The organism is Enterococcus sp. AAFC-DPL-5146, from assembly GCF_058216635.1.
In genome coordinates, this window is record NZ_CM177103.1 from 1,439,458 (window position 1) to 1,453,263 (window position 13,806).

13 protein-coding genes are annotated in these 13,806 nt (G+C 32.9%); 7 read left to right on the forward strand and 6 right to left on the reverse strand.

What is annotated here, in order from left to right; all coding sequences use genetic code 11:
* The first annotated feature begins 88 nt into the window (after positions 1-88).
* Both dapD and AC4BB2_RS06460 read left to right on the forward strand, forming a co-directional pair.
* Positions 89-790, forward strand: coding sequence for a 2,3,4,5-tetrahydropyridine-2,6-dicarboxylate N-acetyltransferase (gene dapD / locus AC4BB2_RS06455; RefSeq protein WP_490474607.1), 702 nt, complete (start codon positions 89-91; stop codon positions 788-790).
* Positions 791-967: 177 nt separating this feature from the next.
* Positions 968-2,095, forward strand: a complete 1,128-nt coding sequence (locus AC4BB2_RS06460; RefSeq protein ID WP_490474608.1) for an N-acetyldiaminopimelate deacetylase — start codon at positions 968-970, stop codon at positions 2,093-2,095.
* 44 nt (positions 2,096-2,139) lie between these two features.
* Here AC4BB2_RS06460 and AC4BB2_RS06465 read toward each other — a convergent pair whose 3' ends face one another.
* Positions 2,140-3,072: a mechanosensitive ion channel family protein gene (locus tag AC4BB2_RS06465; RefSeq protein WP_490474609.1), complete on the reverse strand. Its 933-nt coding sequence runs from the start codon at positions 3,070-3,072 to the stop codon at positions 2,140-2,142.
* Between the two features lie 141 nt (positions 3,073-3,213).
* On the opposite strand from AC4BB2_RS06465, the gene AC4BB2_RS06470 reads away from it, so the two are divergent.
* The 3 genes from AC4BB2_RS06470 to AC4BB2_RS06480 all read left to right on the forward strand — a co-directional run bounded on the left by AC4BB2_RS06470 (position 3,214) and on the right by AC4BB2_RS06480 (position 7,941).
* Positions 3,214-4,230, forward strand: coding sequence for a branched-chain amino acid aminotransferase (locus AC4BB2_RS06470; RefSeq protein WP_490474610.1), 1,017 nt, complete (start codon positions 3,214-3,216; stop codon positions 4,228-4,230).
* Between the two features lie 117 nt (positions 4,231-4,347).
* Positions 4,348-5,406: a glucosaminidase domain-containing protein gene (locus tag AC4BB2_RS06475; RefSeq protein WP_490474611.1), complete on the forward strand. Its 1,059-nt coding sequence runs from the start codon at positions 4,348-4,350 to the stop codon at positions 5,404-5,406.
* A gap of 129 nt (positions 5,407-5,535) precedes the next feature.
* Positions 5,536-7,941, forward strand: coding sequence for an ATP-binding protein (locus tag AC4BB2_RS06480; RefSeq protein WP_490474612.1), 2,406 nt, complete (start codon positions 5,536-5,538; stop codon positions 7,939-7,941).
* A 5-nt stretch (positions 7,942-7,946) separates the two neighbouring features.
* Here the strand turns inward: AC4BB2_RS06480 and AC4BB2_RS06485 are convergent, their stop codons facing one another.
* The gene (locus AC4BB2_RS06485; RefSeq protein ID WP_490474613.1) at positions 7,947-9,023 is read right to left on the reverse strand and encodes an ATP-grasp domain-containing protein; all 1,077 of its coding nucleotides are present in this window, start codon (positions 9,021-9,023) and stop codon (positions 7,947-7,949) included.
* 25 nt (positions 9,024-9,048) lie between these two features.
* Entirely contained in the window at positions 9,049-9,984 is a 936-nt protein-coding gene (locus AC4BB2_RS06490) for a tyrosine-type recombinase/integrase (RefSeq protein ID WP_490474614.1), read from the reverse strand.
* A 186-nt stretch (positions 9,985-10,170) separates the two neighbouring features.
* Between AC4BB2_RS06490 and AC4BB2_RS06495 the strand changes: the two genes are divergently transcribed.
* On the forward strand, positions 10,171-10,995 hold the full coding sequence (locus AC4BB2_RS06495; RefSeq protein WP_490474615.1) for an aldo/keto reductase: 825 nt from the start codon (positions 10,171-10,173) through the stop codon (positions 10,993-10,995).
* Positions 10,996-11,059: 64 nt separating this feature from the next.
* Here AC4BB2_RS06495 and AC4BB2_RS06500 read toward each other — a convergent pair whose 3' ends face one another.
* The gene (locus tag AC4BB2_RS06500) at positions 11,060-11,779 is read right to left on the reverse strand and encodes a gamma-glutamyl-gamma-aminobutyrate hydrolase family protein (RefSeq protein WP_490474616.1); all 720 of its coding nucleotides are present in this window, start codon (positions 11,777-11,779) and stop codon (positions 11,060-11,062) included.
* 147 nt (positions 11,780-11,926) lie between these two features.
* Positions 11,927-12,301, reverse strand: a complete 375-nt coding sequence (gene gloA, locus AC4BB2_RS06505; protein ID WP_490474617.1) for a lactoylglutathione lyase — start codon at positions 12,299-12,301, stop codon at positions 11,927-11,929.
* A gap of 173 nt (positions 12,302-12,474) precedes the next feature.
* Between gloA and AC4BB2_RS06510 the strand changes: the two genes are divergently transcribed.
* Complete coding sequence (locus tag AC4BB2_RS06510; protein ID WP_490474618.1) at positions 12,475-12,918, forward strand: NUDIX hydrolase; 444 nt, start codon at positions 12,475-12,477, stop codon at positions 12,916-12,918.
* A gap of 67 nt (positions 12,919-12,985) precedes the next feature.
* Here AC4BB2_RS06510 and yidA read toward each other — a convergent pair whose 3' ends face one another.
* On the reverse strand, positions 12,986-13,792 hold the full coding sequence (gene yidA / locus AC4BB2_RS06515; RefSeq protein ID WP_490474619.1) for a sugar-phosphatase: 807 nt from the start codon (positions 13,790-13,792) through the stop codon (positions 12,986-12,988).
* Positions 13,793-13,806: the final 14 nt, after the last annotated feature.

Consider the following 13,806-nt stretch of genomic DNA (forward strand, 5'->3'; position numbering starts at 1 on the left):
TTTTGATATGCTAAGAATCAGCAAACTAGTGGACAACTAACCGTAAAAGCATTGAGGTTTTTCGGTTTAAATTGAAGGGAGTTATTTTATGGACGCATATGAAATCATTAGTTATATTGGGAATGCAGAGAAAAAAACACCAGTAAAAGTTACTTTAAAAGGAAAACTTAAAGAAGTTACTTTTCCAGATGATATCCAAGCGTTTACTAATTGTAAAACAGGGACACTATTTGGTGAATGGAAAGTAATCAAAGAATTTCTAGAAGAGAACAAAGAAAAAATTGTCGATTATGTGGTTGAAAATGATGCTCGTAATTCGGCAATCCCTATGTTGGATATCAAAGAAATCAATGCTCGAATCGAACCAGGAGCAATCATCCGCGATCAAGTTGAAATCGGTGATAATGCTGTGATTATGATGGGTGCCGTGATTAATATTGGTGCTGTGATCGGAGATGGCACAATGATTGATATGGGTGCGATTCTAGGGGGACGTGCTACTGTTGGTAAAAACTGCCATATTGGTGCTGGAACGGTTCTTGCAGGCGTTATTGAACCACCAAGTGCAGAACCAGTGGTAATCGAAGATAATGTATTGATTGGCGCAAATGCTGTTGTATTAGAAGGTATAAGAGTAGGAGAAGGTGCGGTTGTTGCTGCTGGAGCGATCGTTGTTGATGATGTCGCACCCCATACTGTTGTTGCCGGTGTACCTGCTAGAAAAATCAAAGATATTGATGAAAAAACCAAAGGCAAAACAAATATGATGGATGAATTACGTAAATTATAAATAACAGTTGAAAACATACTAAATAAACTGGGAAATCAGTTGTTTAGTATGTTTTTTATGTACGTTAAGACTTTAAAAGTAAAAGATCGTTGTTAATGTTTATTAGTAATGGATTGACAGAACGGAATTTTTATTCGACAATAAATCATAAAGAAGCAGAAAAGAGGCGGATACATAGTGATTCAAGAACAATTAATAGAAATTCGCAGAGAGTTACACCAAATCCCAGAAATCGGTTTGGAAGAAAAAAAAACGCAAAAAAAACTACTTGAAATTATTACTTCAATTGATAAAAATTTTGTAGAGGTTAAAACTTGGCAAACTGGCATTTTAGTTTTTGTCCACGGAAAATCACCAGAAAAGACGTTTGGATGGCGGGCAGATATTGATGGATTACCAATAACAGAAGGGGTCATCTCTGATTTTCAATCTAGCCATGTTGGGTTTATGCATGCTTGCGGGCATGATCTACATATGACGATTGCCTTAGGCTTGTTGGAACAATTATCACATGAACAACCCAAAAATAATTATCTATTTTTGTTTCAACCTGCAGAAGAAAATGAAGCTGGCGGTATGTTGATGTATGAAGCTGGGGCGTTCGGTTCTTGGTTGCCTGATGAGTTTTATGCTCTTCATGTGAATCCTGATTTGCCAGTTGATACGATAGCAACAAGAGTTGGAACATTATTTGCTGCTACTTGTGAAGTTCAAATCACTCTGACAGGTAAAGGCGGGCATGCGGCTTTTCCGCACGATTCAAATGATATGATTGTAGCAGGAATGAGTTTGGTGCAACAGGCGCAAACAATTGTCAGTCGAAATGTTAATCCAGTTGAAGGGGCTGTTGTCACATTTGGGACATTTAACGCTGGAACTGCAACGAATGTTATAGCTGGAGAGGCAAAGATTTCTGGAACGATTCGTACACTAACAGAAGAGATGAATCAATTAACACAAACTAGAATCAAAGAAATTGGTGATGGAATCGCTAAGTCGTTTAATTGTCAGGTAGATGTATATTTAGATCAAAAAGGATACCTTCCAGTAATTAATAATAAGAACACCACAGAGAAATTTATAGAATTTATGGAACAAGAGTCAGATGTTGATTTTAAAGAAGCAGAAGTAGCAATGACTGGTGAAGATTTCGGTTATTTATTATCTAAAGTTTCTGGAACAATGTTTTGGTTAGGAGTAGATAGTCCATACGGTCTGCATTCAGATAAATTTGAGCCAAAAGAAGAAGCTATACCGTTTGCTGTGAAACATATTAGTAGGTTTCTAAAATCGTTGGACAAATAAAAATACGATCCAGATTCTTTTACAGAAGATCTGGATCGTATTTTTTATTTTAATGTGATGGGTGTGTTTGGAATGGTAAAATTTGCTTCAGATAATTTCTTAACATATTGAGCTAGAAATTCTTCTCTAATGATTGCTTGTTTACCATTTAAGACATACATAGTTGTTCGCACAGCGAAGTTACCATTCCCAAGATCCACCATACCGAAAATTGTTGGACCTGTTTGGATACTTTCGCTATATTTTTCCTTTAGCTCCTGGTTAACATGATCAATAATTGCTGTAATCTTATCATATCCTTCATCAGGTACAATCCTAACATCAATCAAAACTTGCATATTTGATCTTGAAAGGTTACTAATAGTAGTGATATTACGATTAGGAATAAAATGAACCGTTCCATCCAAAGCCTTCATTTGCGTTGTCCTTAGACCAACTGCAGTGACCGTTCCTTCAATACCTAGTGTAGTCAAACGAATATAGTCGCCAACATCCATTTGTTGCTCTAAAATGATAAAAAAACCTGTGATAATATCATTCATGAATCCCTGAGCACCTAAACCAATCGCAACACCAGCAATACCAGCTCCAGCTAACAATGAACCAACGGGAACACCTACTATTGTAAGTAAAGAGTAGATGAAAAAGAAAAAGAGTGTATATTGAAAAGCATTAATAATCAATGTGTGTAATGTTTTTAAACGACTCTCGCTTAGCGTTTGTTTCTTACTGTAATTCCCATAGGTTCGATCGATAAGAGCTTTACCTATGCGATTAAGAATCACAAAAAGGAGAATCAGAAATACGAGATAAATTGCTTTTTCAATCAAAGTAGCTAAAATTTGGTCCCAATTAATCCCATTCCAAAATCTCTGAAGGGCATTGACTTTTTTTTCAGTGGCATCTTTTATGTCAAGTGTAGAATCTAAAGTGCTTTCAAGTGTTTTACTAGATCCTGATTGTCCAAGAATAAACAAGGAAATCCCAACTTTCTTTTTTTATCTATGATTACTTTATTATTATACTTGAATTTGAAAAAAGATGTCATTATTTATTTAAAAAGCTTAACAATTTCATTGGAAATGTGTTACAATATTCTGAAAATAAGGAGTGATTTTATGACGATAGAGTGGGACAAATTAGGCTTTGATTATATAAAAACACCTTTTCGCTATACCTCAACTTGGAAAGATGGCAAGTGGGATGAAGGTAAATTGACGGAAGATAACATGTTGCATATCCACGAAGGATCTGCGGCTTTGCATTATGGGCAGCAATGTTTTGAAGGGTTAAAGGCTTATCGCTGTAAAGATGGATCAATTAATTTATTTAGAGTTGATGAAAATTCTAAACGAATGAATCGCAGTGCTCGACGCTTGTTAATGGCTGAGGTTCCAGAAGAGAAATTTATTGGCGCCGTAGAAGAAGTTGTAAAAGCAAATGAAGCATTTATACCACCTTATGGTAGTGGCGGTACGTTGTATATTCGACCCTTGTTGATTGGTGTTGGCGAAGGTATCGGTGTACACCCAGCACCTGAGTATCTTTTTACCGTTTTCTGCATGCCGGTAGGAGCTTATTTCAAAGGTGGATTAACACCTACGAACTTTATCGTTTCTGACTATGACCGAGCAGCGCCTCAAGGTACTGGAGCGATCAAAGTGGGGGGGAACTATGCAGCGAGTTTGTTGCCGGGAGAAGAAGCGAAAGAAAAAAGTTATTCAGATTGTATCTATCTTGATCCTGCCACACATACAAAAATTGAAGAAGTCGGTTCAGCCAATTTCTTTGGAATTACGAAAGATAATCGTTTTGTAACCCCATTATCTCCATCTATTTTACCAAGTATCACTAAGCATTCATTGCTTTATCTAGCAGAACACAATTTAGGGATGGAAGCAGTAGAAGAAGATGTTTATCTGGATTCTCTGGATGAATTTATAGAAGCAGGAGCTTGTGGAACAGCGGCTGTAATTTCACCAATCGGGGGGATTCAGACCTATGATGATTTTCATGTATTTTATAGTGAGACACAAGTTGGTCCAGTGACGCAAAAGCTTTATGATGAACTGACAGGTATCCAGTTTGGTGATGTACCTGCACCAGACGGTTGGATTAGAAATATAAAACTATAGATTCATTAACTTATAAAAGAAAACGACGAGAGTGATTCGTTGTTTTCTTTTTTTTGATTGAAAACTAAAAAAAATGCGTATAACTACTTTAAGAGGAGTAAGAAAGAGGAGATGTTTATGAAGAAAAAAATTTTATCCTTGGTAGTTATAGCTTTTGTATTAAACGCAGTTTTTTCACCTATTTTTGTTAGAGCTATGTTTGGAGAATTATCAAGATCAGATATGAATCAAATCGAACAAACAGTTATTTCCATAGAAAATTCAAGTAGTTCATCAGTATCTAAAGAAGCAAATGTTAAGACTGGTTTAGCGGTCATTGAAAACGTAAAAGAAAGTGACCAAACTCTTGAAGATGCTGTAGAAATTTCTCTTGTTGGTGAAGGCGAATCAACCGATGGTTTAGAAGAAGAACTAGGAGAAGGGCAAATGCTTGATGCAACAAATATCTCTTCACCAGAGATTGTCATTGTCAAAAATATAACAACTGAAGAATTTATCAAAACAATCGGAAATCAAGCTGAAAAAGTAGCTTTTGAGTATGATTTATATGCTTCAGTAATGATTGCTCAAGCTATTTTAGAGTCTGGATCTGGAAATAGCGGATTATCAATGGCGCCGTATTATAATTTGTTTGGAATTAAAGGGAATTACAGTGGATCAACAGTTGTCATGAAAACGCAGGAAGATGACGGTAAAGGGAATTTGTTTACGATAGATGCAGGATTTAGAAAGTATAGCTCTTATAAAGAATCCTTGGAAGATTATGCTCAGTTATTGAAAAGTGGAGTGTCTGGTGATTCGGAGTTTTATAAAGGAGCGTGGAAGAGTGAAACAAGGGACTTTCGAAATGCGACCATTTTTTTAACAGGAAGGTATGCGACGGATGTTCAATATTCTGAAAAGCTTGATAAGTTGATCGATGTTTATGGGTTGACTAGTTATGATGAATATCAGGGAGAAGAAATCAAGAGGAATCTAGAACCAGAGAAGATGGTGAGAGCTGAAACAAGAGTGAAAGAGCATGTTGAGGATATTTTGAGAATAGATGAGATCAGGACTTTGATTCGTAGAGCTGTTGAGGAGAAGAGGATAAAGAGGCGAGAGAAGTGGTGCGGGTTGATACTTGAAGGAGTGGGGAGTTGTTTTACAAGTATTTTTATGGGAGTAGGGATATGAAAGGGATTAATATGTTGAATTCTAAAGGTAAAAAATCAGTTTCAGCTTTCTTGTCGGAATTTGTAAAAAATAAAAAACTTTGTGTTATAATAATATACAAATAACTATAAATTATTTGGAGGAAATATAATGAGAAATCAAAAAATTATTTTTTTTGATCCATTAAAAAAAATTTATTTCTCTACTATACAGCTGATTGAAAAAAATAACCAAAATATCTTTATCTTTGGAGAAAACAGGAGTGGAAAAACTACATTTCTAAAAAAAATTAAGAATCATTTTTCACAAAAAGAAGGTTTTTCGATATTATTCTTAACTGGAAATAGAGGTCAAAGAGACTACAGTAATTTTCATATTGCATTACACGATGTTGGAAAAAAAAGGAATCTAAGTGCTGAATTATTAGATAAAATCGAAGTAGATAAATTAAAATTTCCGAGTCAATTGGCATCTTTTGTTATGAAATTTCAAAGAAAAAAAATAAATTATGATGGATTTCATTTAAATGAAATCGAAAAAGAAATAATCGATCGATTAAGACTACTAAAGAAGGATAACCGGCTTCTAATTTTTGTAGATAACTTTGATTTACTAGATGAAAGTTCCAGAAACCTACTCTCTTTCATTTCTTGTGAAAGTGAACACTCTGTATTTAAATTTTTAAAGGGTACAACAATTATTGCTACAATAAAATCGGAAAATAATTTACAAGAAAATAGAAATGACATAACTTACAAAAAGCATGTTATTAATACTGAACTAACTAAAAACACTTATTTTAACACTTTAAAAAACAGATTAGAAGAAACTTCTATTTTAGAACTTTATAAAATCACAAATGGAAAATTAGGATTAACACAAGATATATTAAATGAAGTTGACAATAAAAATCTGTCCGAAATTTTAGAAGAAAATACAAGGAATTTTGAAGATCCGATTTTCAAGAGCATTCGGAAACGTTTGGATGATGTTATAAAACAAAATGTTGAAATTGAAGAGATTCTTAAAAGAGCATCTATTATTGGAGAAGCATTTCCCTATCTATACTTATTTGAGATTTGTAACCAAGAAGAATTTGAAATTAGAAGAACGTTGGAAAAGGCAGAAAAAGAAGTATTCATTAGCAGTATAGAGGACAAGGGATATTTTACTTCGGAGTATATCTTTAATTTTTTTTCCTCTATAGTTGATGATTATCAGTCTGAATATAATTTTGAAATGGCAAAAGCTTTGAGGAAACTTAAATCAAGGGACTACTATGGAAGATATTATCATTTACAACTAGCAGGAAAAAAAGATGAAAGTATTGCAGCTTTAATTGTATACTTATTAACAAATTACATTACTTATGATATGGAACCAAACTTAAAACTAGTAAATGAAATTCAGAAAAATTCATATATATATTACACGGAAATTTATATGCCTTTAATTGAAGCATTAAAACGATATAAAATGAATAAATCAAAACAAGACGTTTTTTTACATTGTAAAGAGCAAATTATAATTGATTCTCCATTATTAATGGTAGAGTATAATTACGTTATTTATTATCTTTTATATAAACTGGGAAATGAAGAAGATTTTTTAAAATGTGAATCCCTTATTATAAATACATTGGAAAGTGGACTAGAAATTGATACAGATCAATGGATACGACTTTCGATATTACTATTATTATTATATATTAATCGATTGGATGAATTTGACAAAGCTAATAAAACTTATAAAAAAATCGCCTATTATTTTGCAAAAAATAGTAATGATCAATCAATTATCTACTATCAGAACTATTTGAAATTAATATCTCCAGCTTTAGATACTGTGGATATCTCAAAGTGGGAACTAACTAAAGCGATAAACTTTTTTAGTCAAAAACTTCCCCGATATAAAATTGAATATATAAGGGCATTAGCAAATTTGTCTGGTGTATATTTTTATAGCTCAGAATTTGATAAAGGTTTTATAAAAAGTCAGGAAGCTTTGAAAATGATTGATGAGTTGTCTTTAGATTTTTACAAAAAAGAAAGAATTCTTAGTAATTTTTTATTATGTGGCTTGTATAATAACAGCCTATTATTAGATGAAGTATTAGAGCAATATGGACAAATCATACCTAAAATTAACAGAAGTAGTGGTACTCTGTTTAAAAATAATTACACTGTATTGAAAGCTTTTTCTGGGCAATATGTAGAAGCGTTTGATGATATGGTTAATTTATATGAAAATGAAAAAAGGGATGAATATTATTCCTTTCTGCTGGGATCAAATACAGTTATCTTAGCTATAGTAAATAATAAACTTGAATTAGCTTTAGAGATATTTGAAAATATAAAAGAAATTGTGCCAGCAATTTCTAATCAAGAAAAATATGAAATTGAAAAAAGAGTTGCTGGCATTAATGAAATTTTACTTTCTAATAAGAGATTTACCTTGTCTCAAATTGAAGACATTTTTGAAAGGAACTTATCTCAGAACATCGGGCTCTATTGGAAAAAGAGTTTGCTACTTACTGACTTTCAATATTGGAGTTAGAAAAACTAACTATTTCTCCTTAATTCATTGTTATTTAATAATGATTGACCTATGATAAATGCAAATAAATCGTTATATGAGTACCCTAAATTTTGAAATATAAGTGCATATGAACTATGTCCAATAATATATGGATGTGTAGATAAATCAATAACGTGGATATTACCATTTAAGTCTCTTCTGAAATCTACTCGAGAGTACACGCTAAAACCTAAGCATAAAACTATTTTTTCAGCGACTTTTAGAAGTTCTTTTGTATCTTCATTATTTTTAAGAATACAAAAATTGTAGCTCTCATTAAAAGCAATTTCATAATCAATAATTCCATGTATTGATTTTACTGATGAATCTAAAATGATTTTTGCTGCACCAAGAGCAGTTGGAGATTCTGTTATTAATACTGGTACTTCAATTTCTTCACCTGTAATAAATTCTTGTACAAGAATTTCTTGTGCGAATTCATTACATAATGATTCAATATATTCAATTTGATGTTTAGAATTTTCGAAATTAAATATCCCTTGATCTCTAACTCCTCTAGAAGCTGATTCAAAAATTGGTTTTATGATAACCTTCATACCTAATGGTGGTTTTTTGTTCATTAACCAACCCTTAGAGGAATACACCCATGTTTTGGCTGTCGATATACCCAGGTTTTCTAAAATTTGACTATAATGAAACTTGTGTCTTCCTAAACAGGTTGCATATGCAGAAGAGCCTGTAAATGCTAAACCACGTGATTGACAAAAAGATGGGATTAATGATTTTTTATTCAGCCCTTTTCCGTTTCTTGCAAGATTAAATACAATATGAGTTCTGCTATTTCTTATATTATTTTTTAAAACATAGCTTATAAATTCTTCCTCATTAAAAAAAGTACGAATAGAAAAACCGTTATGTTTAATTGCATTAAACAAGCTATTATATTCCTCTTTAGTAAAATATTCAGTAATAATTGAGTCTTCGGTATTACTATAGTCAATTTTATGTGTTTCACCTTCTACATTGGCAACAAATAATACTTCATAGTTTTCAGCTACTTGTTTTGCATAATCAATACTTTTTTTTATTTTCATTAACATCCAAAAACCTCCAAATAATTTATAGTTATTCGGAGGTTTTCGGATGTAATTTATTCCTCAAATTATAAGTATCCAACACTTTAATCTTTTGATTTGTACTCACAGCAGTATAAATCTGCGTAGTAACAATACTCGAATGTCCAAGTAACTCCTGAACTTCTCGAATATCCGCTCCATTTGATAGTAATTCTGTTGCAAATGTATGCCGCAAGTGATGTGGAGTAGAAGAGGGGGCGATATTTGCTAAATCTCGATATTTCGAGTAAATATTTTCAATACCATAAATCGAAAGACGTTTACCATATTTATTTAGAAATATAGCATTCGACTTAGGTTGATAACCTTCTCTAGCACTAAGATAATCAGCCAGTGCATGGTTTGTCTCAAAAGGAGAGATATAAATCAGCCGTTCTTTATGGTTTTTCCCTTTAATCAGCAATAAACGACTTTTAGGCTGATAATCAACGATATTTAAAGCATGAGCTTCACCAATTCGAATACCTGTTGCAATTAAAAGTTCAATTAAGGCAATATCACGAATAAGATTTCTGTGTTTTGATGGTGTTAGATTGGTTGATTGGAGTAAATACATTTTCTTTAATATTGTATTTATTTCATCAGGTGATACTATTTTGGGAAGCTTTCTTGGAGTGATGTAATAGTAGTTAAAATTCGGTTTTGAAAACATTGAAACATCCAGTAAGTTTTCATTTGTTAGGTACCGATAAAACATTTTAAAGACAACAATTTTTCGTTTTAACGTCGTTGCTTTTAATGTTTGCTGGAATTCATTGATATACTTACTAATACCGATAGTGTAAGTATAATTATTTCTAGAGCAAAACTGATTTAAGTTAATCAAATCTGAATAGTAAGCTTTTAATGTTTTTTTTGAAATGTTACTAAATGTTTTTCGCTCTTCAAGGTAATTATCGATGTGCTTTTTAAAATCAAGTGTCATTAGTGTTAACCTCTCTTATGTGAAATAGAATCATTCTTTATCATAAGCTACCAACTAAGAGATTTCTATACTTGATGACAAAATTGAATAAAACGCCAATTGTTTATAGTTTAGCTGTTTTGCAAATGACGGTTTAAGGAGTATACTAAGAATGTATTCGCTTTTTTAAGAAAGGAATGAACAAATATGTCTGTTGAAAAAACAAAACAATTAGCCAACGGTTCGATTATCCCTCGTTTAGGTTTAGGAGTATGGCAAGTAAACGACGGGGCAGAAGCTGTTGATTCTGTAAAGTGGGCGTTAGAAGCTGGGTATCGTTTGATTGATACTGCTGCAGTTTATAAAAATGAGGTTGGTGTTGGAAAAGGCATTCGTGAGTCTGGTATTCCTAGAGAAGAAATTTTTGTAACAACCAAATTATGGAATACAGATCAAGGATATGAAACAACGTTAAAAGCTTTTGATGAGAGTTTGAATAAACTTGGTTTAGACTATGTTGATTTATACTTGATTCATTGGCCAGTAAAGGATAAATATAGAGATTCTTGGCGTGCGATGGAAGAGATCTATCGCAGTGGACGAGCGAAAGCGATTGGTGTTTCTAATTTTCATGAACATCATATGGATGATTTGTTAACCACAGCTGAAATCGTACCAATGGTTGACCAAATTGAGCTTCACCCTGCACTAACACAAGAACCATTACGAAAATATCTAGCTGAGAAAAACATCGCAGTTGAAGCATGGTCACCGTTAGGTCAAGGGAAACTTCTTGAGAATTCTACTTTAGTTGAAATAGGCAAAAAGTACAATAAAACGGCAGCACAAGTAATCATTCGTTGGCATTTACAAAACGATATTATCGTTATTCCAAAATCTGTCCATCAAGATCGTATTAAACAAAATTTTGATGTTTTTGATTTTGAATTGACTGATGATGATATGAATCAGATCAATCAACTAAATAAAAATGAGCGTTTCGGTTCTAATCCTGAAAAGTTTGATTTTTAGTTCTGTTAAATTATAAAAAAATAAGGTAGAAAGTTGATTTAAACCAACTTTCTACCTTATTTTTTTATAGTTGATTCACAAAGTAATCGAATAGTTTAAATTCTTTTGATTCGATATCAAATCGAAGTTCAGGGTGCCATTGAACACCTAATATTCGTTGTTTTGCATCAATTGATTCAATAGCTTCTGCAATACCATCAGAAGATTTTGCAACGATTTTTAAAGGAGCAGCTAATTTGTTTATTGCTTGGTGATGATAAGAATTAACATGATAGTGTTCTCCTAACAATGGATAAAGAGAGCTGTCTTTTTCTACTTGAATACTATGTGTCGCAAATTGCGGTTGAGTAGGCTGTTGCCCATGTTTGACTTTCCAATCAGAATATAAAGAAAGATCTTGATATAATGTTCCACCTAAAACAACGTTAAGTAATTGCATACCGCGACAAACTGCGAAGATTGGTTTTTGTTGTTTCACAGCTTCTTTAATCAAAGCTATTTCAAAAAGGTCACGGTTGCGATTGGTTTCCTCAAGTTTGGGATGAGGTTCTTCACCAAAGAAATCAGGAGAAATATCTTGTCCACCTGCTAATAATAGTTTATCGATTTTAGAAATATAAGCCTCTGCGGTTTCTTGTGGGCCGATAGGTAAAACAATCGGTAACCCGCCGGCGTCTTGAACTGCCGTAACAAATCCTTGAGGTGTATAACTTACATGGTTGCCGTTGAAAACATCAACGGATTGAATAATTTGATTGCCAGCTATGCCGATAATACTTTTCATTTGATCACGTCCTCAATTAATATCTAGGGTAACAGTTTATCACTTTTTTTGTAAAAATAGGGGATAAATGTTTTATATGTCATTTCAAAAAGAAACAGTCATTCATAAATTAGGATCAACCTAAAAAATGAATAACCGTTTTAACCATTAACGCGTACGAATGACTTCGATTTTATATCCGTCTGGATCCATAATAAAATAATATGATGGAGGGGTTCCAGGTAAGCCTTTCATATCAGTAACTGTGAATCCTGCACTTTTTTGTTCCGCATGTAGTTTTTCGATTTCATCTGTACTGATAGCGATATGACCGTAGCCATCTCCTAAGTTGTATGCTTCATGATCATAATTATAGGTAAGCTCTAGTTCGTATGCATCACCAGGTAATGTAAGATAAACTAAAGTAAATTTATGTTCTGGAAAATCACGACGGCGGCTTTCTTCAAAATTGAATGCCTTTTGGTAAAATTCTAACGATGCTTCTAAATCTTTGACACGAACACAAGTGTGAGCCATTTTCATATGAGTCATCTCCCTTTTATAAATAGATAATAGCACAAATTATTTAAGCAATTTGCGGATATTTTCATAGTAGCATAGACTTTATAGAAATTGTGAGTGAAATGATAAGATATTACTTGTTCATGAGAAAATTCTCATGTAAAATTAGGTTAAAAGAAAAGGGAGCTGTTTTTATGAGTATACCGTCATTCGGTGAAAAATCGGAAACGTTGATATATAAAAAAAGGTTAGGTGCATATATTATTGTTTCAAGAAACGAAGGGACAGAAATTGTTTTAGTTCAAGCACCGAATGGGGCATATTTTTTACCAGGTGGAGAAATTGAACAAGGGGAAACAAAGGAAATCGCAATACATCGAGAAATGGTTGAAGAGTTGGGTGTTGAAGTGACCATCGGTGAATATCTTGGACAAGCAGATGAATATTTTCATTCGAGACATCGCAGTACAGATTATTATAATCCAGGTTATTTTTTTGTTGCAGATGATTGGCAAAAAATTTGTGAACCATTGGAAAAAACAAATACAATTCGTTGGGTTGCTGTCGAAGAGGGAATTGAATTGTTAAAACGAGGTAGTCATAAATGGGCAGTAAAGAAGTGGAGATCGAAAAAATAAAAAAGCCAAGAAAATAACTCATTCTTGAATTATTTTCTTGGCTTTTTTAAGTGAATGAATCTAGTTATTACATGTATTTTAATAAAACTTCTGCAACACCATCTTCATCATTACTGGTTGTTTGGATATCAGCTGCATTCTTCACGCTTTCAGTTGCATTGCCCATTGCAACGCCAACTCCAGCATATTCAATCATTGATAAATCATTTTCATTATCTCCAATTGCCATTGTTTCTTCTTTGGAAATACCTAAGTGTTCCGCAAGTTTAGCTAAAGCATTCCCTTTACTTGCTTCTTTATTTAAAATTTCATAGTAAAAATCAGTGCTTTTTACGGTGGTATATTTAGTTGAAAATTCTTCTGGCAGTTGGCTGATTGCTTTGTCCAGAATTTCTGGTTCATCGATCATCATCATTTTAATAATTGACATATCAGAAGTCATCTCGTCCACTGCACGATATTTTAAAGGCATATCAACCAGATAAGCTTCATGTACAGAGTATTTACCGATGTCTCGATTGGCTGTATAAATTGCTTTGTCATCAATCGTGTGAAGATGAGCACCAACTTTTCGTGACATTAATTCGATTTCTAAAAAGTCATCATAACTTAATGTGTATTGAGAGATAACTTCATTTGATTTAGTTGCTTGTACTAAAGAACCATTGTAAGTGATTACGTAATCATTATCTCCATACAAGTCTAGTTCTGCTAACTGTTCTTTTACACCTGGTAAAGGACGACCTGTACATAAAACGATAAACATACCATTTTCATTGGCTTTTTTTAGTGTTTCTTTGACTTTTGGGGTGATTTTTCTGTTTGAATCAAGTAATGTTCCATCGATATCTATTGCGACTAATTTGATTGACATAGGTTCCTCCAGTG